Source organism: Kineococcus esterisolvens (assembly GCF_050871405.1).
Lineage (GTDB): Bacteria > Actinomycetota > Actinomycetes > Actinomycetales > Kineococcaceae > Kineococcus.
In genome coordinates this window covers 16,798-37,211 of the sequence record NZ_JBJLRI010000013.1, presented here as the reverse complement: position 1 = coordinate 37,211, position 20,414 = coordinate 16,798, and the positions used below count along the sequence as shown (strand labels likewise).

Genomic DNA, 20,414 nt, shown 5'->3' with positions numbered 1-20,414 from the left:
GGTGGGCGTCCCGCGGCGGGACCGTGCCGGTCCGGCCGGGGACGACCGCGGCGTCACCGCTTCGTGGTACTTCTCTTGACCATGCCGTCCCCCCGCCTGGCCCTGACCCGCACCTACCTCGCGCCCTCGGCCGACGAGGCGCCCGGCGGCGGCGAGCTGCCCGGTGTCGCCGACGTGAGCGCGCCGCGCGAGGTCCGCAGCGAGGAGACGCACTACGACACCGCCGACCTGGCGCTGGCCGCCTCGGGTGCCTCCGTGCGCCGCCAGACGGGCGACGCCCCCCGCGGCTGGGTGCTGGAGCTGCCCGGCCGGGGCCCGCGCACCCACGAGGTGCGCCACGCCCTCGGCCGCGCCGTGCGCACGGCTCCCGCTGCGCTGCAGCGCCTCACGTGGGCCGCGGCGCGCGGGCGCACCCTCGGGCCGGTGCTGGCGCTGACCGCCGACGCCACCCAGCGCGACCTGCTGGACGCCGAGGGGGCCGTCGTCGCGCGCCTCACCACGCGCCGGGTGCGGGCGCGCGCGCTGGTGCCGGAGGACTCCCTGGCGCAGGAGTGGGCCGAGTGGCAGGTGGAGGTCGTCGACGGCCGCCGCGACCTGCTGGACGCCGTCACCGCCGCGTGGGAGCGCTCCGGCGCGGAGGAGTCCGACCGCACCGAGCAGCTGCGCGCCGTGCTGGACGGCCCCGAGGAGACCGACCCCGTCGCCGAGGGGGTGGGTGGCGACTCCGCCGGTGCCGTCGCGGTCGGCCAGCTCGCCCACGACGTCAGCCGCCTGCTCGCGCAGGACCCGCTGGCCCGCATCGACGCCCCCGGCGCCGTGCGCGCCCTGCGCGGCGCCGCCCGCCGCCTCGGCGGGGTGCTGCGCTCCTTCGGTCCCCTGTTCACCGGCGAGCCCCGCGAGGCGCTGCTGGCCGAGCTGGACTGGCTCACCGGCGTGCTGTCCGCCGCGCGCGACGCCGAGGCCCTGTCCGAGCGGCTCCTGGCCGACCTCGACGAGGAGGCCACCGGGCACGTGGCCGGTTCCGGCGTCGGCGACCCCGCCGCCGTGGCGGAGCGGCTGCGCGCGCTGCTGGGCGAGCGGCACGCCGCCGCGCAGGCGGAGGTCGCCGCCGCGCTGGACTCCGAGCGCTACCGGGCGCTGGTCGCCGCGCTCGAGGCGTTCGTCGCCGACCCGCCGCTGACCCGCGATGCGCACCGCTCGGCGCGCAAGGCGCTGCTGCCGCTGGTCGCCGACGCGCACCGCGCCGTGAAGAACGCGCACCGCGACGTCGACCCCGACGGCGAGGACGCCGACGTGCCCGCCGGCGACCCGTCCGCCGACCCGCTGGTGCGGCTGCGGCGGGCCGCCGACGACGCGCGCGCGGCGGCCGCCGCGGTGGTGCCGCTGCGCGGCGACGACGTGGAGGAGTACGCCGACGCGCTCAAGGCGCTCGCCGACGTCCTCGTCGAGCACGAGGAGACCGTCGCCGCCCGCGCCGTCCTGGAGGAGCTGGTGCCCACGGCCGGCGAGGGCGCGTTCGTGCTGGGCCGCCTGCACGCCCTGGAGGAGGTGCGCTCGGCGGTGGCCCGGCACGACCTGGAGGAGGCGTGGGACGCCGCGAACCGGAAGAAGCTGCGCAAGTGGATGAGCTGACCGCCCGGTTCTGCGACCCGGTGCCGCTGGCCGGCGCCCTCGTCGCGCTCGAGCCCCTGTCCGCCGAACCCTCCTCCGGTCACGTCGAGGGGTTGCGGCGGGTCGTCGCCGAGGGCGACCTGCACCGCACCTGGTACACGCACGTCCCCGCCCCCGACGCCGTCGCCGCGGACGTCGGGCAGCGCCTGGCGAAGCAGCGCGCGGGCCTGGTCGCGGCGTGGACGCTGCGGCGCCTCGACACCGGTGAGGTGTGCGGGACGACGACGTACCTGAACCTCGACCCGGTGAACCGGCGGCTGGAGATCGGCTCGACGTTCCTGGCGGTGTCCGCGCAGGGCACGGGCGTCAACGCCGAGGCGAAGCTCCTGCTCCTGACCCGCGCGTTCGAGGAGCTGGGCTGCGCCGCGGTCGAGTTCCGCACGCACTGGCACAACCAGCAGTCGCGCGCGGCGATCGCGCGGCTGGGCGCCAAGCAGGACGGGGTGCTGCGCAACCACGTGCTCTGGCACGACGGGAGCTACCGCGACACGGTCGTGTTCTCGATCACCGGGTCCGAGTGGCCCGCGGTGCGCAGCGGCCTGCGCGGGCGCCTCGACCGGCGCGGCGTCTGACTTGCCGTGATGGAAAGTCCATGGTTGACTTTCCATCACGGCAAGGCAACTGCTTCGCCGGTCGAGCACCGCACCCAGGAGGACCCGCCGTGGACGAGCAGGGCACCACCGACAGCCTCAGCCCCCAGGACGCGCTCGCCGCCGTCCGCGCCGGCCGCGAGAGCGCCGCCGCCCGGGTGGCGTCCATCCCGTGGTGGTACCACGCGCTCGCCGCCCTCCCGCTGGGCGGCCTCCTCGCCTCCCAGGCGCTCTCCGACGGCACCGTCCGCATCATCACCGTCCTCGCCATCGTCCCCTGCCTCACCCTCGTCGGCGCCCTGTACTCCCGCGCGCTCGGCGGCGACGTCGACGGCTTCCGCCGTGGGCGCACCCGCCCCCTCGCCTGGAGCACCCTCGTCCTCGTCATCGCGCTCGCCCTGGGCACGGTCGTCACCGCCTCCGCGCTGGACAGCGGTGCGGTGTACGTGGCCGGCGGCCTGGTCGCCGTGGTCGTCGGCACCGCCTACGGTGTCGTCTGGTCGCGCGTCTACGCCGCCGAGATGCGGAGCGGGCTGTGAGCGCAACCGCCGCCGGCCCGGCTTTCGACGCCGTCATCCACGCACCCAACAGGCTGCAGCTGTGCGCGATGCTCGCCCCCGTGAGCGACGTCGACTTCGCCGTGCTGCGCGAGGGGCTCGGCGTCAGCGACTCCGTGCTCAGCAAGCACCTGAAGGTCCTCGAGGAGGCCGGGTACGTCGAGCTCACCAAGCGCCCCCTCGCCTCCAAGGTCCGCACCCGGGCCCGCCTGACCCCCGCCGGGCGTGCCGCTTTCGCCGCCCACGTCGCCGAGCTGCAACGCGTCATCGCCGCCGCGCAGGTGTGACCCCCCGGCTGCCCGGACCCCTCCGAGGGGATGACCCCCCGCCCGGCACCGGCTGGGAGGATGCCGGACCGTGGACGAACGCAGGGGGAGAACCGTGCAGCACCAGGCCCAGCCACCCGCGACACCCGGCACGGGCCCCGAGCCCGCCCTCGCCCTGCGCGGGCTGACGAAGCGGTTCGGCGGCAAGGTCGCCGTCGACGCCCTCGACCTCGACGTGCCCGCCGGTTCCTTCTTCGGGGTCGTCGGCCCCAACGGCGCCGGCAAGACCACCACCCTGTCCATGGCCACCGGGCTGCTGCGCCCCGACGCCGGGCGCGCGTTCGTCCTCGGCGCCGACCTGTGGGCCGACCCGATCGCCGGTAAGCGCCGCCTCGGGGTCCTGCCCGACGGGGTGCGCCTGTTCGACCGGCTCACCGGCCTCGAGCTCGTCCGCTACGCCGGCCTGCTGCGCGGGATGCCCCGCGACGTCGTCGAGCAGCGCGCCAGCGAGCTCCTCGACGCCCTCGGCCTCGCCGACGCCGGCTCCACCCTCGTCGTCGACTACTCCGCCGGCATGACGAAGAAGGTCGCGCTCGCCTGCGCGCTCGTGCACGCCCCCCGCCTGCTCGTGCTCGACGAGCCGTTCGAGGCCGTCGACCCCGTCAGCGGCGCCACCATCCGCACCCTGCTCACCTCCTACGTGGCCGGCGGCGGCACCGTCGTCCTCTCCAGCCACGTCATGGACCTCGTCGAGCGGATGTGCGACCACGTCGCCGTCATCTCCGCCGGCCGCGTCCTGGCCACCGGTGCCCTCGACGCCGTGCGCGGCTCCGGCACCCTGGAGGAGCGCTTCGTGGACCTCGTCGGCGGCGGCCGCGACCTCACCGGATCCCTGGACTGGCTGCGCTGATGGTCGCTACCCTCGTCCGCCTCAAGCTCACCCTGCTGCGCAACGGGCTGCGGCGCAGTCCCTGGCAGGTCGTGGCGTTCGTCCTCGGCGTCCTCTACGCGCTGTTCCTCGTCGCCACCGTCGGTGGTGCGCTGGTCGCCCTGCGCTTCGCCGACCTGGACGTCGCCGGCCCCGTCGTCGTCGGCACCGGGACCCTCGCCGTGCTCGGCTGGGCGCTGATCCCGCTCGTCGCCTTCGGCGTCGACGAGACCGTCGACCCCTCCCGCTTCGCCACCTTCGCCGTGCCCCGCACGCAGCTCGTGCCCGGCCTGCTGCTCGCCGGCCTCGCCGGCCTGCCCGGCGCCGTCACCCTGCTGCTGTCGCTGGCCGGCGCCGCCGCACTGTCCCGCTCCGCCGCCGCCACCGCGCTGGCCGTCGTGGCCGCCCTCGTCGGCACCCTCACCGCCGTGGCCGCCTCCCGCGCCACCACCACCGCCGCCGCCGCGCTGCTGCGCGCCCGCCGCACCCGCGACGTCGCCGTCCTCGTCGGCGGTGTCCTCATCGTCCTCCTCGCCCCGGGCGTCAACCTGCTCGCCCAGCGCGTCGAGGACGGCCTCGGCGACCTCGCCGGCCTGGGCCGCGACGCCGCCGCCGTCGCCGGCTGGACCCCGCCCGGCTTCGCCTGGGCCGCGGCCGCCGACGCCGCCGCCGGCCGGTGGGGCACCGCCCTGCTGCGCCTGGTGCTCGCCCTGCTCGTGCTCGCCGCCGTGCTGGGCGCGTGGGCGCTCGCGCTGGGCCGCTCCGGCACCGGGCCCGCCGCGGGCGCCGGCAGCGGGTCCACCCGCACCGCCACCCGCGGCGGCGGCCTGCTGGACCGGCTGCCCGACACGCCCGCCGGTGCCGTGGCCCGCCGCTGCCTCCTGTACTGGCGCCGCGACCCCCGCTACCTCGTCTCGGCCGCCTCCGTCGCGATCGTGCCGCTGCTGCTGCTCGTGCTGCCGCTGTCCGCCGGCGACGACAGCGGCCGCTGGTTCCTCGCCGTCGGCCCGCTCGTCGCCTTCGTCACCGGCTGGTCCCTGCACGACGACGTCGCCTACGACCACTCCGCGTTCGCCCTGCACGTCACCGCGGGCGTGCGCGGGCGCGACGACCGCACCGGCCGCGTCCTCGCCGCCGCGCTCTGGCAGGTGCCCCTCGTGCTCGTCCTCACCGTCGCCGGGGCCCTCGTCGCCGGGCGCGCCGACCTCCTGCCCGCGCTCGCCGGGGCGTCCGCCGCCCTGCTCGGCGCCGGGTACGGCGTCTCCAGCGTCGCCAGCGCCCTGGCCCCCTACCCGGTGGCCCCGCCCGGCGGGAACCCCTTCTCCAGCCCTCGCGGCGCGGCCACCGCCACCCTGCTCGCCCAGTTCGTCACCACCCTCGCCGTCACCGTCCTCGCCCTGCCCGCCCTCGCCGCGCTGGTCGTGGCGCTGCTGCGGGAACCCCGGGTCGGCTGGATCGGCCTGGTCGCCGGTGCCGGGCTGGGCGTGCTGTGGCTGCGGCTGGGCATCGCCCGCGGCGGCGCCCTGCTCGACCGCCGAGCCCCCGAGGTCCTGGCCGTCGCCGGGCGCTCGTGAGCGCACCCGGCGGGACGACGACCGGCCTGGCCGCCGCCGTCGTCCTGCTCGCCGCCCTCGCCGTGGGCGCCGGGCGCCTGGGCGGGCTGCGCCACGGCCGTGAGGTCGCCGTGGTGTGCGTGCGCGCCGTCGTGCAGATCGCCGCCATCGGCCTCGTCCTCGGCGCCGTCCTGCGCACCCCCGTCCTCGCGCCGCTCTACCTCGCCCTCGCCCTGGCGGTGGCCTCGTGGACCTCCGCCCGGCGCCTCGGATCGCTGCGCACCTGGCCCGGCACGGCGTTCGCCGTCGGCGCGGGCGCCGCCCTGGCCGGCGCCGTCGTCGTCGCCACCGGGGCCCTGCCGCTGCAGCCCCTGCAGGTGGTGCCCTTCACCGCCCAGCTCATCGGCGGCGCCATGGGGGCCACCACGCTCGCCGGCCGCCGCCTGCTCGACGACGTCGCCGAGCGCTGGGACCTCGTCGAGGGCTGGCTCGCCCTGGGCGCCACCCCCGCGCGAGCCGTCGCCGACCTCGGCCGCACCGCCGCCGCCCGCGCACTGGCCCCGGCCCTGGACCAGACCCGCAACGTCGGCCTGGTCACGCTGCCCGGCGCCTTCGTCGGGCTCCTCCTCGGCGGCGCCTCCCCCCTGGAGGCGGCGCGCGTGCAGCTGCTCGTCCTCGTGGGGCTGATCGCCGCCGAGACCGTCGCGGTCGTGGTCATCACCCGCGTCCTCGCCGCCCGGGTGCGGACCAGGCCGCCGCGCTGACGGCCCCACCGGGGCGGGGAGCCCGGGGACGACGCAGGGCCCCCGTCCGTCGTGGACGAGGGCCCTGCGTGGTGAGGCGGGGTGGCTCAGAGAGCGCGGACGTCGTCCGCCTGCGGGCCCTTCTGGCCCTGGGTCACCTCGAACTCCACGCGCTGGTTCTCCTCCAGCGAGCGGTAGCCGTTGCCGCTGATCGCCGAGTAGTGGACGAAGACGTCGGGACCGCCGCCGTCCTGCTCGATGAAGCCGTAACCCTTCTCAGCGTTGAACCACTTGACGGTGCCCTGGGCCATTCCTACTCCAACACGTTCCAGTCGGTGCGAGACCCGCGCGTGTGCGGGTCCCGGGCTGAGTGGGAACGCCACTCGGGACTCGGCCGGGGCCGGACCTGAGCGACGCCCGCAACACACTCCGCGGGCGTTCGAGACGATCGAGGAGCTGCGCTAGCTGCAGCCGCTCGGAAGCTAACACGACACCGGTGACCCTGCGCAAGACCTCCACACCGATCCCGCTGGACCACTCGGCTCGCGCCCCCCGCTCACCCGCCGTGGTCACCGTGGTCGCCGCGCTCGCGCGCCTCGAGCGCGGCCATCGCCAGGACGACGCTCGCGGCCGTCCAGCCCAGCGGCGCCGGGCCCGCCGGGGAGCCGTCGGCCGCCACCTTCTCCGGCAGGCTGCCCCACGGCGCCGGGTGCGCGGCCAGCCAGTCCAGCCAGTGCGCGGCCTGCCCGGTGCGCCCCGAGGAGGCCGCGGCCAGCGCCACCAGCGCCACCTCAGGCGTCCACGAGACGCCGTCGGACTTCCAGCCGGCGCCCGGGGCCAGCCCACCGGCCGGGCGCAGCGCGCGGACCTGGTAGGCGTCGAAGGCCGCCAGCACCGGCTCGCCCGGCACCCCGGGCGCGAACGGCGGCAGCAGGAACGCCACGGCCGCGTCCACGCCACCGGTCTCCACGTCCGGGTCGGCGTAGCGCAGGTAGCCGGTGGGCCCGAACTCCTCGTGCAGGAGCTCCTCCAGGGACCCGGCGGCCGCCGCCAGCCGCCGGCCGGCGGCGTGCTCGCCCAGCAGCGGCTGCAGCCGGGCGCTCGCGCGCAGGCCCGCCAGCAGCGGCGCGACCGTGCCGAGGGTCAGTTCCGCCTCGCGGCGCTCCCAGTAGTCCGAGGACGGCTCCGGCAGCTCGCGGCCGCCGTCGGTGACCTCCATCGCGAAGCCGGTGGCGCCGTCCAGCAGGCCCCGCAGCTCCCGCAGCTCCCGCAGCGCCTGCGCCCGCGTGGGTGCGTCGGCCAGCACCTCGCCCAGCGCCCACAGCGCCCAGCCGGCCCCGTCCGCCTGCCGGCCGCGCCCGTCGGGGGTGCCGGTGCCGTCCAGGAGGTAGCGGGCCTCGAACCCGCCGTCGTCGAGCTGCACGCGCGCCAGGAAGCCCAGGACCCGCAGGGCCTCGTCGCGGTGCCCGGTCGCCGACAGCGCCGCGGCGGCGAAGGCGGAGTCCCGCGGCCACGCGTACGCCCACCGCGGCGCCGGTCCCGCGGCGACAGCTCCGCTGTCCGCCGTCAGGGACCGCAGGTCCAGCAGCGACTGGCGGACCACCGCCTCCCACGGCCCGCCGGTGCCCGGCACCGTGCCCGCGGCGAGCCAGGCGGCGTCCTCCTGCGCCGTGGTGGGGGCGACGTCCAGCGCTTCGCGCCACGACGCGTCGGTCAGCAGCACCGGCGCCGGCACGGCCTCCGAGCGCTCCGGCAGCGCGGTCAGGGTGGCGCCGGCCACCAGCACCAGCGTCAGCGCCAGGCCCGCCGCAGCTCGCCGCGCCACCGTCCCACCCCCTCCCGCGCCATCGCCCGCCCTCCGGGGCCCGTCGACCGTAACGGGTGCGGACCTGAGCGGTCAGCGGGTCCGCGACGACCGGGCGGCGCCCCGTCGTGTTCGATGGGCGCGTGAGCGCAGCGGGGGACCTCGCCACCGTCCTGGACGCCGTCGGGCCGCGGCTGCGCCGGCTGCGCACCGCACGCGGGCACACCCTCGCCGAGGTGGCGGCGGCCACCGGGATCTCCGCCAGCACCCTCTCGCGGCTGGAGTCCGGCGGGCGCCGCGCGACGCTGGAGCTGCTGCTGCCGCTCGTGGGGCACTACGAGGTGAGCCTCGACGAGCTCGTCGCCCCGCCCGCCCCGGCGCGGCGGCGCTCGGCCCGCACCCACCGGGGCGTCACGTCGATCCCGCTGACGCGTGCGCCCGGGGGGCTGCGCGCCTACAAGGCGGTCCTCGCCCCGGGCGCGGGGGAGCAGCAGGAACCGCAGACCCACGAGGGGTACGAGTGGCTGTACGTGCTGTCCGGCACGCTGCGGCTGCGGCTGGGCGAGGCGGACCTGCGGCTGCCGCCGGGGGAGGCCGCGGAGTTCGACACCCACGTCCCGCACGCCACGAGCAACCCGGGCTCCTCGCCGGTGGAGCTGCTGGTGCTGTTCGGCCCCCAGGGGGAGCGGATGCACGTTCGGGCCCGGCCGCGGGGGCGCTGAGCGCCCGCGCTCCCGCGCGGCGGGGTTCAGCTGGCGGTGAGCACCTCCACCACGATGCGCGACAGGGGCCGGTCGGCGTACAGCAGCCGCACGGCGCCCGGGTCCGGGTTGCCGGCGTCGGAGCCGCGCCAGGTCAGGTGCAGCCCGGCGCGCTCGGCGGCCGCGGCCGAGCGGGTGTTGTGCTCCAGCAGGTACGCCGTGACGGGGATGTCGGGGCGCACCCGGTGCGCCGCCGCCGTCGCCGCCGCGGCCAGCTCCCCGGCGTACCCGTGCCCCCAGTCGCGCCGGTGCAGCCGGTAGCTCAGGTTCCACGTCACGCCCATCCGCAGGTCGCACCCGCCGGTGCCGACGAGCCGGCCCGCGTCGGGCCCCTCCGCCAGGCGCGCCACCCAGCTGCCCAGCCCGATCGCGTCCCAGCTGTCGCGGATCCGCTGCAGCAGCAGCGCCGTGCGGGTGCGGTCGGTGTGCCGGCCCGACGGCAGGTGCTCCCAGACGGCGGGGTCGGAGTAGAGGGCGAAGACGTCCTCCAGGTCCTCGTGGCGCGGCGGCGCCAGCACGAGGCGGGCGGTGCGCGCGGGGACGTCCACGGGGTCGTCGGGGGCCACGCGCCCATCGTCGCGCGCGGTGCGGCGGGTCGCGCGCCGGTCCGGGTGCAACGCGGGCCCCGCCCGGCGCGTCCGAGAGGTTGCCCGTACGAACTCCTCCAGGAACGAGGAACCCGTGAGCACCAGCACCGCGCGCCACCGCACCGCAGTCGTCGTCCTCGCGGCGGCGTCCGCGCTGACCGCCTGCTCCGGTGACCCCGGTGTCACCGCGCCGGCCGCCTCAGCCCCCGCCTCCGCGAGCACCACCACCCCGGCGCACACCACCGACCCCGCCCCGGCGACGACCTCGCCGGCGGCGGTGACCGCTGCTCCCGCCCCCGCTGACGGGGTGCCCGAGGGGGCGGGGACGGCGCGGACCGTCGACCTCGACGGCGACGGGGCGCCCGACACCCTGTGGCTGGCGGACGTGGACGGCGAGCGCCGCCTCGGAGTGGTCACGACCTCGCACGGCACCACCTCGGTGGCGTTCACCAGCGCCGCCCCGCAGACCGCGACGGCGTCCGCGGCCGTGCTCGCCACCGGTGCGCCCACGGTGTTCCTGAACACCGGTCGCTCCGTGCAGCTGTACGTCTACCGGCAGGAGGACGCCGCCCTGCTGCCCGTGCCCGGTCAGGACGGTGAGCAGTACTCCTTCAGCCTCGGGTTCACCCCGTACGGCACCGGCCTGACGTGCGAGCGGGCCGGCGACGGGCTGCACCTGTACGGCGTGGACGCCGACGAGGACGGCGGTTCGTGGTCGGTGACGCGCACGGAGGTCGTCGTCGACGCGAACCGCGTGCACGCCCGCAACGGCGAGGTGGAGACGGTGGTGAGCGGTGTCGGCGCGGACCACCCCGCGGTCACCGGCGCGCACGGCACCACGTGCGGGGACGTCCCCGCCTCCGCGGTGGCCGTCGAACCCCACCCGTGACCCCGGGTTCAGCAGGAATGGTTGTCGTTCTCGTCCAGTTGGAGCAGGTGGACGCCGGTGCCGCACCGGCGGTCCGAGCTCGAGGGGAGCGCACCAGAATGGCCAAGCACGCCGACGTCCGCCCGGTCGTGGAGCTCCGGTCCACCGCCGGTACCGGGTACACCTACGTGACCCGCAAGAACCGCCGCAACGACCCCGACCGCCTCGTCGTGCGCAAGTACGACCCGGTCGCGCGCGGGCACGTCGACTTCCGCGAGGAGCGCTGACCCCCGCGGCGAACGCGACGGGGCGGGGACGACGGCAGCACCGTCCCCCCGCCCCTTCGTGCTGCGGCGTCAGCTCACGCCGGAGATCTCCTCGGCCTGCACGTACACCGAGCCGACCTGCAGGTCGGGGGCCGGGTTGTAGTTGCGCAGCTCCGACAGCAGCGCGTCGTCCACCTCGGCCAGGGACCCGGTGAAGCTCACCACGTCGCCCTGCTCGACGGTGAACGGCGACTCGGCGGCGTCCGCGCCGGCGAACTGCGGCAGGCGCACCAGGACCGTCTGACCGGCCTGCGGGCCGACGTGGAACGCCTCGTCGGCCACGACCTCGGTGACCTCCACCTCGGTGGCCTGGACCTGCTGCCCCACCAGGGTGGTCAGGTCGGTGCCGGAGGTGAGGACGTCGGTACCGCCGACCAGCACGGCGCCGGCCACCGCCGTGGCGGCGGGGTCGCTCGTCGCGGTGGCGGTCGCCGTCGGGTCGCCGCCCGCGGTGGCGCTCGTGGAGGGGGTCGCCGAGGGGGTGCTCTCATCGTCCGTGGGGGTGACCGGAGCGCTCGCGGTGGTCTGCGGGTCCACCGCGTCGACGTCGTCCTCGTCGTCACCGGTGAGGGCGAGGATCGCCCAGAGGATCAGCGCGGCCGCGATCGCGGCGAGCAGGAGCCACAGCCACTTGCGACTGCCGCTCTCCTCCTCGGCCGCGTGGGACCCGGTCTCGTGGGGTGCGGACACGTCGGTACCTCCTGCTGGTGAGCGGATCGTGCTCCTGCCCACCCGCTACCCGCCGCCGGGAAGCGCGCAACCCCCGCGGGGCCCGATGTCACGAGACCGTCATGTCCGCCCGGGTCGCGCGCGGCCGGTCCCGCGCGCGGCCCGGGCCGGCCCTCACAGGCCGGCGGCGAGCTCCTCGGCGGCGCGCACGGCCGCGGCGAACTCCGCGTCGGCGCGCTCACGCAGGCCCGCCAGTTCCGGCAGCCTGTCGGCGAGGGTGGCGCTGGTCTGCACCACGCGCACGTCCATGCCCAGCGCGTTCCCCAGCACGATCCGCAGCACCGGCACGCCGTGGTCCCACGTCTCGGTGGGGGTCCCCGCGTCGTAGACGCCACCGCGGCTGCTCACGACGACCGCCGGGCGCCCGGCCAGCGGCTGCACGCCCTCGCCGGTGGTGATCCCCGGCACGTGGACGTTGTCGATCCACACCTTCAGCGTCGAGGGGACCGTGTAGTTGTACAGCGGCGCCCCCACCAGCAGGACGTCCGCGGCGAGCAGCTCGGCCAGGACCTCCCGCTGCAGCGCGTCCTCCGCCGCGGGCGGGTTCGCGTCCGGGCGGCGGGCCGCGTCGGGCCAGTGCAGCTCCGGGTCGGGCAGGTGCGGCAGCGGGTCGCGGTGCAGGTCGCGGTGGGTGACCGTGAACTCCGGCCCCCGGGCGCGCCAGGCCGCCGCGAACGCCGCGGTGATCGCGCGGGACCGGGAACGGGTCAGGTCGGCGGAGGAGTCCAGGTGCAGCAGGTGAGGCATCCGGACAACCTACTGAGCCGTCGCGGGACGCAGCGGGCCCCACCGGCCCGCGTCCGCCCGCCTCACGCGGTCCCGGCCGCCACCGGGGGCTGCGTGGTGCCGGGGCGGGCGGGCGGGCGGCGCAGCCGCGCCACCACCCGGCACAGCAGGTAGGTCGTGAACGACACCGTCGTCACGTACGGGCTGATCGGCACGCTGGAGCCCAGCGCCAGCAGCGTGCCGCCCACCACTGCGACGACGGCGAACACCACCGACAGCAGCGGCACCAGGTACGGCGAGGCGCTCACCCGCAGCGCCGCCGCGGCCGGCGTCACCAGCAGCGCCAGCACCAGCAGCGCCCCGACGACCTGCACGCTCATCGCCACCGACAGCCCCAGCAGCAGCATGAACACCGGCGACAGCAGGCGCACCGGCACCCCGCGCGCCTGGGCGACCTCCGGGTCCAGCGAGGCGAACAGCAGCGGCCGCCACAGCACCGCCATCGCCACCAGCACGACGGCGGCGATGACGGCCAGCGAGACCAGCTGCGGGTCGTCCACGGCGACGATCTGCCCCGTGAGGAGGCCGAACTTGTTCGCCGCCCGACCCTCGTACAGGGCCAGGAACAGCACGCCCAGCCCCAGGCCGAACGGCATGAGCACGCCGATCGCGGAGTTGCGGTCGCGGGCGCGGTTGCCCAGCACCCCGAACAGCACCGCCGCGAGCACGGACCCCACGACGGAGCCCAGGACGACGTCCACGCCCAGCAGCAGCGCCCCGGCGCCGCCGGCGAAGCTCAGCTCCGCGGTCCCGTGCACGGCGAACGGCAGGTCCCGCGCCACCACGACCACCCCGACGAGCCCGCCGACCAGGCCGAGCAGCGCACCGGCCCACAGGGAGTTCTGCACCAGGGCGAGCAGGGCGCCGTAGTCGCTGAAGTCGAACACGTCCGACCACGTCACCGCGCTCACCGGGGGACCTCCTCGTGGGCGTGCGGGTGCTCGGCGGGGGCGGCGGCGCCGGCGACCAGCACGCGCCCGCCCGAGCGCAGCACCTCCACCGGCGAGCCGTACAGCGACGACAGCGTCCGCGACGTCATCACCTCGTCGGGGGTGCCGACGCGGAACCGGCCCCCCGCCAGGTACAGCACCCGGTCGGCGTACGGCAGCACCGGGTTCACGTCGTGCGTGACGAACAGGACCGCCGCCCCGGTGCGGTGGCGGCACCGGTCCACCAGCGCGGTCACCGCCGCCGCGTGGTGCGGGTCCAGCGACAGCAGCGGCTCGTCGGCCAGCAGCAGCAGCGGGTCGCCGACGACGCTCTGCGCGACCCGCAGCCGCTGCTGCTCCCCGCCGGACAGGCGCCCCACGGGCACGTCGGCGTAGCCGGTGGCGCCCACGGCCGCCAGTGCCTCGTCCACGCGGCGGCCCGCGCGGCGCGAGGGCAGCAGCGGGCCCCAGCGGTGCCCGTCCAGGCCCAGGCGCACGAAGTCGCGCGCGCGCAGCGGCGTGTCGGCGTCGAGCCCCTTCTGCTGCGGCACGTAGCCGATGCGGCGGTCACCGCGGCGCGCGGGGCGGCCGGCGACCTCCACGGTGCCCGCGTTCAGCGCGTGCTGGCCGAGCACGACCTTCAGGAGGCTGGACTTGCCGGCGCCGTTGGCGCCGAGCACCGCGACGAACTCGCCGGGGGCGACGTCCAGGTCCAGGCCCGTCCACAGCCGGTGCGCGCCGTGGGCGAGCGCCGCGCCGCGCAGCCGCAGCGCGGGCGTCGGGGCGGGCGTCGGGGCGGGGACGCTCACGCGGTGAGGGCCGACACGACGGCGTCCACGTTCGCGCTCATCCACGACACGTAGTCCTCGCCCTCGGGCAGCGTCTCGGTCACCGGCACCACGGGCACGTCCGCGGCCTGCGCGGCCTCGAGCACCCGCTCGGTCTGCGGGCCGGTGGTCTGCTCGTTGTGCACCAGGGCGCGCACCTGCCCGCCGGGGAACAGCGCGAGCGTCTCCTGCAGGACGTCGGCCGGGACGTCGGTCTCCTCCTCGATCGCCTCGGCGAACTCCCCGGGCGTGCGGTCCTCGGCGCCGAGGGCGTCGAGCAGGTACCCGGGCACGGGCTCGGTGACCGCCACCGGCGTCCCGCTCGTGGTGGCGGCGGCGTCGGCGATGCGCTGCTCCAGCTCCGCCAGCTGCGCGTCGAGGGCGTCGGCGTTGGCCTGGAAGGTCGCGGCGTCACCGGGGGATGCCTCGGCGAGGGCGGCCTCGACGGCGGCGGCGACCTTGCGCACGGTCGGCACGTCGTACCAGACGTGCTCGTTGAACTCCCCGCCCGCGTCCTTCCCGGACAGCTCCACGGCGTTCACGACGACGGGGTCGGCGCCGTCGGCGGCGTCGAGCATGGTGCCGACGAAGTCGTCGTACCCGCCGCCGTTCTCGACGACCACGTCGGCGCGGGACAGCGCCAGCTGGGTGCGGGTGTCCGCCTCGTAGGAGTGCGGGTCGGCGGAGGGCTCGTCGATGATCGAGGTGACGGTGGCGGCGTCGCCGGCGACCGCGGCGGCGATGGAGCCGTAGACGTCCGTGGAGGCGACGACGGTGGGGGTGCTGTCGGCGGAGGCGCCGGTGCCGTCCGCGGTGCTGTCGCCGCCCCCGCACGCGGCGAGGCCGAGAGTGGTGGTGAGGACGGCGAGGGTGAGGGCGGCGCGGCGCATCAGCGACTTCCTGACGATGGGAACGGTTGTCGGGAACTGTAACCCCGCGACCGCGCCGTCCCGTCCCGCCGTTCCCCCGTCCCGCCCACCCCCACCCCGCGGTGAGCGGGGGAGTCGCGGTCTCCTCGCTCACCGCGGGGTGGGGGTGGGGTGGGGGTCAGCGGGTGGCGGGGGTGCGCTCGGGCGGGCGGGCGGCGTCCCCCAGCGACTCCATCGTCCGGGTGCAGGTGGCGATGAGCAGCGGCACCGCCAGCATCGCGCCGACCGCCGGGACCGCGGCCCCGGAGTCGTTGACGGCGAACCCGATGCCCAGCAGCACCAGCAGCGCGATGCAGCCCGGCCGCAGCACCGGGTGCCGGTCGTAGGTGCGCTGCAGCACCGGGACCCCCAGCACGCGCGGGCGCACCAGCACGAACGCGATGAACGCCGCCGCCAGCGCCAGCACCGCGCTGAGGATCCAGTTGCTCACCAGGATCCGCAGGTTCTGGGCGAGCTTGCGCTCCACCACCTGCCACGCCCCGCCGTCCAGCACCGTCTGCACGAACCGCCCCAGGTGCGTCTGCTCGTCCACCGGCCGCAGCCAGTCCGCCAGGGAGATCGCCGCCAGCAGCAGCAGGGTGCCGGCCAGCAGCAGCAGCACCCGCCGCCACGTCACCCGCACGCCCGCCACCAGCAGCGCGAACAGCCCGAACGCCGGCACGATCGCCGGCGGCCCGCCGAAGTCGCTGCCCAGCACGCCGTCCACGTAGACGGCCAGCAGCCCCAGGCCCGCCACGGCCAGCGCGGCCGCGCGCCGGCGCCCGGACAGCACCAGCCGGTCGGCCACCGCGACCGTGAACAGCAGCGCCCCGGTCGCGAACAGCGCGAACTGCTGGTTGCCCAGCCCGTAGAAGCGTCCCGCGACCACCGGCTGCAGGCCGTTGAGGCTGGAGGCGATCAGGCGCGAGCCGGTCGCCGCGTCCACCGCCAGCACCCCCGCGGTGATGGCGCCGACGACGCCCAGCGGGCCCAGCGGGTGCCGCCGCCACGGCCCCAGCAGCGCCACCGCGGTGATCGCCGCCACGTACAGGGCGACCGCGCCCGTCACGGCCAGGAGGTGGTCGCCGGTCGAGTCGCCGTGGCGCCACCACGGCAGCGTGTTCGCCAGGAACGTCGAGGCGCACACGGCCCCGTACACGACCGCCAGGGTCCGCAGCCACGACAGCACCCGACGGCGCCCGCGCGCACCGCCCCACGCCCGCCGCAGGGCGAGCGTCGCCACCGCGTACAGGACGATCTGGGAGGCGCCCCAGGCGGTGAAGAACGGCGCCACCAGCGGCTGCACGGCCTGGGCGGCCAGGTCCAGGTCGCGCACCTTCTCCACCCGCTCGCCGACGCTCGCGCCGGCCCGCGTGGAGGTGACCGGAGCTCCCACGAGCCCGGTGGTGCCGTGGTCGCCGCCGAGCGCCAGGGCCAGGACGGTGGGGGTGACGTCGGTGGTCTGCACGATGCCGACCTGGCGGGTGGAGCGGCTGACGAGCAGGCCCTCGTAGTCCCCGCCGCCGGGCTGCGGGCCGGTGGCGGCGGCGAACTGAAGGTGCGCCGTCCTGCCGGCGTCGGCGATCGAGGCGGTGAACAGGGTCGTGGCACCGGCACCGGTGGAGGCCGCCACGGCTTCCTGCACGGCGGCGACGACGGCGTCCACGGCGGCGACCTGCTCGGCGTGCGAGGCGGCCGGGGCCTCCTCCCGCCCGGGCAGGTCCGCCGGGTCGCGCACCGCGCCGGCGTCGACGACGACGACCTCCGCGCCGGACTCCAGCGCGTCCTGGACGTGCCCGCCGACGGCGGCGGGGGTGCCGGCCTCGGCGCGGCTGACGTACGCGGGGACCTCGCCGGCGGAGGTGGCCAGCGCCACGCCCGCGCCGGGCCCGACCGCCACGGCGCGGGTGCCCGCCTCGGCCAGCGCGTCGCCCAGCAGGCCCGGCTGCGCGCCGAAGGAGCCGGCGGCGGCGATCTCGCGGTACCGCGCGAAGTCCGGCTGGACGCCGCCGGTGACCTCGGCGACCGGTGCGCAGGGGGCGTCGACGTGCCCGGCGGAGGTGCCGTCGAAGTCGGTGGCGCGCCGGCCGGCGGACAGCGCCAGCCAGCCGTCGCCGGGGCAGGCGGCGGTGAAGACGCTGCGCACGGCGACCGTGCCGAGGGCGCCGCTGCTCATGGCGGCCAGCGCGGGCGTGGCCTCCTCGGACACGTCCGACCAGCGCACGCCGCTGAAGCCGACGAGCACGAGGGGGGAGGTGCTCCCGGCCGGGGCGGGCGCCGCGGCCCGGGCCGGTGCGGGGGCGGTCACCAGCAGCAGGGCGAGGACGGCCAGCGCGGTCAGCGCCGCGCGGGCCGGCCCCGTGGGGTTCGCGTCGGGTCGGGCGGTGCGGGGGCGGGGCGGCACCGGACAAGGCTAGGTGGCGCCCGTGCACCGCACGTGACGGAGCGGGTGGGGGTCTGGGGGAGGATCGGCGGGTGGTCGTGGACGGAGGGGCGGGGGCGCCGGGTGCGCCCGGGGCGTCGGGAGCGCGGGGGCGGGCCGGGGCCCGGCCGCCGGCGCGGCCCGCGGTGCTGCCGGTGCTGCTGGGCGTGCTGGCGCTGCTGGCCGCCGCGGCGCCGGTGGTGCACCGCTACCTCGTGGCGTACCCGGACGACCAGTGGCAGGTGGACCTGGAGGTGTACCGGGAGGCGGGTCGCAGCCTGCTGCTGGGCCGGCCGGTGTACGAGGTCCTCACCGAGTCCCCGCAGCTGCTGCCGTTCACGTACCCCACCTTCTCGGCGGTGCTGGCCGTCCCGCTGGCGCTGCTGCCGTGGGGCGCCGCGGGGTGGGTGTGGACGGGCGTGCAGCTGTCGCTGCTGTGGCTGGTGGTGGGCCTGGCGTTCCGGCCGCTGCTGGCGCGCGCCGGGCGGTGGGCGCCGCTGGCGCAGGGCGTGGTGGCGGCCGCGTGCGTGTGGGTCTCCCCCGTGGGGGAGAACGTGCGCTTCGGGCAGGTGAACCTCGTCCTCGTCTCGCTGTGCCTGCTGGACCTGGTGCGCGGTGCGGACGGGGTGCGTGCGGGGCGCTACCGGGTGCGCTGGCCGCGCGGTGCCCTGGTCGGGCTGGCGGTGGCGATCAAGCTGACGCCCGGGGTGTTCCTGGTCCACTTCGCCGTGACCCGGCAGTGGCGTGAGCTGCGCAACGCGGTGCTGGCGGCGGCCGGGGTGACGGTGGCGACGTTCCTGCTGGCGCCGGAGGCGTCGCTGGAGTTCTGGACCGCCGCGCTGCTGGACCCGGAGCGGCTGGGCCCGAACGCGGGCTCCTCCAACCAGTCGATCCGCGGTTTCCTGCTGCGCCTGTACCTGCCGGAGGCGGTGACGACGCTGGTGTGGGCGCTGGCGGCCGCGGCGGCGGCGGTGCTGGGCTTCGCGGTGGCGCGCCGGCTGCACCGGCGCGGGTCGCCGGTGGGGGAGGTCGCGGCGTGCGGGGTGGTGGCGCTGCTGGTCTCGCCGGTGTCGTGGCTGCACCACTTCGTGTGGGGGCTGGTGGTGCTGGGCGCCGTGCTGGGCGCCGGTCGCGAGCGCCGGCGGGTGGTGGTGGCGCTGGTGGGTTTCGCGCTGCTGTCCGTGGCGTGGCCGTGGTGGGGGGCGAACCTGCTCGCGGGGGGTGGTGTGCCGGTGCCGCTGGCGCGCGCGGTGCAGAGCGGTGACCTGTGGTGGGCGTGCCTGTCGCTGGTGGCGCTGGCGCGGCTGGTGGACGGCCCGGGGGGCGGGCGCGAGGGCCGTGCCGAGCTCCCCCTCGATCACCGTAAGTGATTGAGGGGTAGCTGAGAGTTTAGGTCCGTCCGTCGGGGGGCAACACGGCTCAGCAGGACCGACCGTGCACCCGAGGGGGGAACCGTGAGCCAGACGACGCACAGCCTTCGTCCCACCGTGGACGCCTGGGAGTGGCAGTTGCGGGGCTCGTGCCGCGACGCCGACCCCGAGCTGTTCTTCCACCCCGAGCTCGAACGGGGAGCCGCCCGCCAGCACCGCGACGCCGCAGCGCTGGCCGTGTGCGCCGAGTGCCCCGTGCTGCGCCAGTGCCGCGAGCACGTCCTCAGCCACCGCGAGGTCTACGGGGTGTGGGGCGGGCTCACCGAGGACCAGCGCGAGCAGATCTGGGCCGCCCGCTCCGAGCGGCGCCGCCTGCGGCAGGCCGGCTGAGCGCTCGCTGCCCCGACCGGGGCGCGCGGTCCGGGCACGGGCCCCGCGCGCCGGCCGGCGCAGCGCGCGGGTGGGCGCACGGGGGGACCCGGCGCGGGAGGGGGCTACGGTTCCCTCCCGTGCCCCGCTACGCGTTCTTCGGCCCCGTCGGCACCTTCTCCGAGGCGGCGCTGCGCGCCGTCGTGCCCGACGCGCCCGCCGAGGCCATGGCCAGCGTCGACGCCACCATCGAGGCCGTGCGCACCGGCGCGGCCGACGTCGGCTGCGTGCCCATCGAGAACTCCGTCGAGGGCGGGGTCCCCGCCACCCTCGACGGCCTCGCCGTCGGCGACCCCCTCGTCGTGGTCGCCGAGGTGGTCCTGCCCGTCTCCTTCGTCCTGGCCGCCCGCCCCGGGACGGCCCTGTCCGACGTGCGCCGCGTCAGCACCCACTCGCACGCCTACGCCCAGGTGCGCCACCGCCTGCACCGGATGCTGCCCGAGGTCGCCTACGTGCCCGCCACCTCCACCGCCGCCTCCGCGGCGGCGCTGGCCGCCGAGGCCGACGGCGGGCCCGCCGCCGGGTTCGAGGGGGCAGTCTGCGCCCCGTTCGCCGCCCGCCGCTTCGGGCTGGACGTGCTCGCCGAGCGCATCGAGGACCGCGACGGCGCCCAGACCCGCTTCGTGCTGCTGTCGCGCCCCGGCGCCGTGCCCCAGCGCACCGGGAACGACAAGACGTCCCTGGTGCTGTTCCTGCGCGAGGAGCGCCCCGGTGCCCTCGTGGAGGCGCTGGAGCAGTTCGTCACCCGCGGCATCAACCTCACCCGCATCGAGTCGCGCCCGGCCGGCGACGCCCTGGGCCGGTACTGCTTCTCCATCGACTGCGACGGCCACCTCGCCGACGCCCGCGTGGGCGAGGCCCTCATGGGCCTGCACCGGGTGTGCGAGCGGGTGCGGTTCGTCGGCAGCTACCCGCGCGCCGACGGCGGCACCGCCGTCCTCGGCTCCGGGCCCACCGACGCCGCGTTCGCCGAGGCCCAGGACTGGCTGGACCACCTGCGCGCCGGCGGCGCCTGAGCGCGGGGAGGGGCCGCCGTCCTCAGACCTCGTCCAGGCACGGGCCGGTGCCCAGGGCGGCCAGGCCCGTCAGGTCGCCGGCGCCGTGGTCCAGCACCCCCGCGAACGCCGCGTTCACCACCTGCCCGGGGTCCTCCACGTGCGCCGGGCCCACCAGGTGCCCCAGCTCGTGCAGCCACACCGCCTCCGCCCTGCGGCGCACCCCCGGGTCCTCGAAGCCGCGCGTCGCGCTCGTCGTCAGCCCCGCCGTCCCGGAGACGACGACGGCCGGGCCCGAGGACGTGCGCGCCACCACCGGCCCGCTCCACCCGCTCGACCGCCGCGGCCAGCGCCTCCTCGCCGCC

At 77.2% G+C, this 20,414-nt stretch carries 23 protein-coding genes; 13 read left to right on the top strand and 10 right to left on the bottom strand.

The window, feature by feature from the left end; all coding sequences use genetic code 11:
• The first annotated feature begins 81 nt into the window (after positions 1–81).
• The 7 genes from ACRYR8_RS06770 to ACRYR8_RS06740 all read left to right on the top strand — a co-directional run bounded on the left by ACRYR8_RS06770 (position 82) and on the right by ACRYR8_RS06740 (position 6,329).
• Positions 82–1,632 carry a CYTH and CHAD domain-containing protein gene (locus ACRYR8_RS06770; protein WP_432483512.1) on the top strand — a complete coding sequence of 517 codons (1,551 nt, stop codon included), beginning with the start codon at positions 82–84 and terminating at the stop codon, positions 1,630–1,632.
• Positions 1,620–2,243, top strand: coding sequence for a GNAT family N-acetyltransferase (locus ACRYR8_RS06765; RefSeq protein ID WP_432483449.1), 624 nt, complete (start codon positions 1,620–1,622; stop codon positions 2,241–2,243). The genes ACRYR8_RS06770 and ACRYR8_RS06765 overlap by 13 nt, the downstream gene beginning before the upstream one ends.
• Before the next feature lie 89 nt (positions 2,244–2,332).
• Positions 2,333–2,800, top strand: a complete 468-nt coding sequence (locus tag ACRYR8_RS06760) for a hypothetical protein (protein WP_432483447.1) — start codon at positions 2,333–2,335, stop codon at positions 2,798–2,800.
• Complete coding sequence (locus ACRYR8_RS06755; protein WP_432483445.1) at positions 2,797–3,105, top strand: transcriptional regulator; 309 nt, start codon at positions 2,797–2,799, stop codon at positions 3,103–3,105. Before ACRYR8_RS06760 ends, ACRYR8_RS06755 begins: the two co-directional genes overlap by 4 nt.
• 94 nt (positions 3,106–3,199) lie before the next feature.
• Positions 3,200–3,994 carry an ABC transporter ATP-binding protein gene (locus tag ACRYR8_RS06750; RefSeq protein ID WP_432483443.1) on the top strand — a complete coding sequence of 265 codons (795 nt, stop codon included), beginning with the start codon at positions 3,200–3,202 and terminating at the stop codon, positions 3,992–3,994.
• Positions 3,994–5,586, top strand: a complete 1,593-nt coding sequence (locus ACRYR8_RS06745) for a hypothetical protein (RefSeq protein ID WP_432483441.1) — start codon at positions 3,994–3,996, stop codon at positions 5,584–5,586. The genes ACRYR8_RS06750 and ACRYR8_RS06745 overlap by 1 nt, the downstream gene beginning before the upstream one ends.
• The gene (locus ACRYR8_RS06740; RefSeq protein WP_432483439.1) at positions 5,583–6,329 is read left to right on the top strand and encodes an ABC transporter permease; all 747 of its coding nucleotides are present in this window, start codon (positions 5,583–5,585) and stop codon (positions 6,327–6,329) included. Before ACRYR8_RS06745 ends, ACRYR8_RS06740 begins: the two co-directional genes overlap by 4 nt.
• A gap of 86 nt (positions 6,330–6,415) precedes the next feature.
• On the opposite strand, the gene ACRYR8_RS06735 is transcribed toward ACRYR8_RS06740, so the two are convergent.
• Positions 6,416–6,619, bottom strand: a complete 204-nt coding sequence (locus ACRYR8_RS06735; RefSeq protein ID WP_242127978.1) for a cold-shock protein — start codon at positions 6,617–6,619, stop codon at positions 6,416–6,418.
• Positions 6,620–6,864: 245 nt separating this feature from the next.
• Positions 6,865–8,133 carry a glycoside hydrolase family 15 gene (locus tag ACRYR8_RS06730; RefSeq protein ID WP_432483437.1) on the bottom strand — a complete coding sequence of 423 codons (1,269 nt, stop codon included), beginning with the start codon at positions 8,131–8,133 and terminating at the stop codon, positions 6,865–6,867.
• Between the two features lie 122 nt (positions 8,134–8,255).
• Between ACRYR8_RS06730 and ACRYR8_RS06725 the strand changes: the two genes are divergently transcribed.
• On the top strand, positions 8,256–8,834 hold the full coding sequence (locus ACRYR8_RS06725; protein ID WP_432483435.1) for a helix-turn-helix domain-containing protein: 579 nt from the start codon (positions 8,256–8,258) through the stop codon (positions 8,832–8,834).
• 26 nt (positions 8,835–8,860) lie between these two features.
• Here ACRYR8_RS06725 and ACRYR8_RS06720 read toward each other — a convergent pair whose 3' ends face one another.
• Positions 8,861–9,439: a GNAT family N-acetyltransferase gene (locus ACRYR8_RS06720; RefSeq protein WP_432483433.1), complete on the bottom strand. Its 579-nt coding sequence runs from the start codon at positions 9,437–9,439 to the stop codon at positions 8,861–8,863.
• A 115-nt stretch (positions 9,440–9,554) separates the two neighbouring features.
• On the opposite strand from ACRYR8_RS06720, the gene ACRYR8_RS06715 reads away from it, so the two are divergent.
• Together ACRYR8_RS06715 and rpmG are read left to right on the top strand one after the other, a co-directional pair.
• The gene (locus ACRYR8_RS06715; protein WP_432483431.1) at positions 9,555–10,349 is read left to right on the top strand and encodes a hypothetical protein; all 795 of its coding nucleotides are present in this window, start codon (positions 9,555–9,557) and stop codon (positions 10,347–10,349) included.
• Between the two features lie 98 nt (positions 10,350–10,447).
• Positions 10,448–10,615, top strand: a complete 168-nt coding sequence (rpmG, locus tag ACRYR8_RS06710; RefSeq protein ID WP_432483429.1) for a 50S ribosomal protein L33 — start codon at positions 10,448–10,450, stop codon at positions 10,613–10,615.
• A gap of 69 nt (positions 10,616–10,684) precedes the next feature.
• Here the strand turns inward: rpmG and ACRYR8_RS06705 are convergent, their stop codons facing one another.
• From ACRYR8_RS06705 to ACRYR8_RS06680, 6 genes are all read right to left on the bottom strand, one after another.
• The gene (locus tag ACRYR8_RS06705) at positions 10,685–11,344 is read right to left on the bottom strand and encodes a hypothetical protein (RefSeq protein WP_432483427.1); all 660 of its coding nucleotides are present in this window, start codon (positions 11,342–11,344) and stop codon (positions 10,685–10,687) included.
• Between the two features lie 153 nt (positions 11,345–11,497).
• Entirely contained in the window at positions 11,498–12,130 is a 633-nt protein-coding gene (locus tag ACRYR8_RS06700) for an FMN-dependent NADH-azoreductase (RefSeq protein ID WP_432483425.1), read from the bottom strand.
• Between the two features lie 62 nt (positions 12,131–12,192).
• Complete coding sequence (locus tag ACRYR8_RS06695; protein WP_432483423.1) at positions 12,193–13,080, bottom strand: metal ABC transporter permease; 888 nt, start codon at positions 13,078–13,080, stop codon at positions 12,193–12,195.
• Complete coding sequence (locus ACRYR8_RS06690) at positions 13,077–13,907, bottom strand: metal ABC transporter ATP-binding protein (protein ID WP_432483421.1); 831 nt, start codon at positions 13,905–13,907, stop codon at positions 13,077–13,079. The genes ACRYR8_RS06695 and ACRYR8_RS06690 overlap by 4 nt, the downstream gene beginning before the upstream one ends.
• Positions 13,904–14,815, bottom strand: coding sequence for a metal ABC transporter solute-binding protein, Zn/Mn family (locus ACRYR8_RS06685; protein ID WP_432483419.1), 912 nt, complete (start codon positions 14,813–14,815; stop codon positions 13,904–13,906). Before ACRYR8_RS06685 ends, ACRYR8_RS06690 begins: the two co-directional genes overlap by 4 nt.
• A 157-nt stretch (positions 14,816–14,972) precedes the next feature.
• Complete coding sequence (locus tag ACRYR8_RS06680) at positions 14,973–17,237, bottom strand: hypothetical protein (protein ID WP_432483417.1); 2,265 nt, start codon at positions 17,235–17,237, stop codon at positions 14,973–14,975.
• Between the two features lie 71 nt (positions 17,238–17,308).
• On the opposite strand from ACRYR8_RS06680, the gene ACRYR8_RS06675 reads away from it, so the two are divergent.
• From ACRYR8_RS06675 to pheA, 3 genes are all read left to right on the top strand, one after another.
• Positions 17,309–18,625, top strand: a complete 1,317-nt coding sequence (locus ACRYR8_RS06675; protein WP_432483415.1) for a glycosyltransferase 87 family protein — start codon at positions 17,309–17,311, stop codon at positions 18,623–18,625.
• Positions 18,626–18,709: 84 nt separating this feature from the next.
• Entirely contained in the window at positions 18,710–19,015 is a 306-nt protein-coding gene (locus ACRYR8_RS06670; protein WP_432483413.1) for a WhiB family transcriptional regulator, read from the top strand.
• A 119-nt stretch (positions 19,016–19,134) separates the two neighbouring features.
• Complete coding sequence (gene pheA, locus ACRYR8_RS06665) at positions 19,135–20,070, top strand: prephenate dehydratase (RefSeq protein WP_432483411.1); 936 nt, start codon at positions 19,135–19,137, stop codon at positions 20,068–20,070.
• Positions 20,071–20,092: 22 nt separating this feature from the next.
• Here the strand turns inward: pheA and ACRYR8_RS06660 are convergent, their stop codons facing one another.
• On the bottom strand, positions 20,093–20,365 hold the full coding sequence (locus ACRYR8_RS06660) for a hypothetical protein (RefSeq protein WP_432483409.1): 273 nt from the start codon (positions 20,363–20,365) through the stop codon (positions 20,093–20,095).
• Between the last annotated feature and the right edge of the window lie 49 nt (positions 20,366–20,414).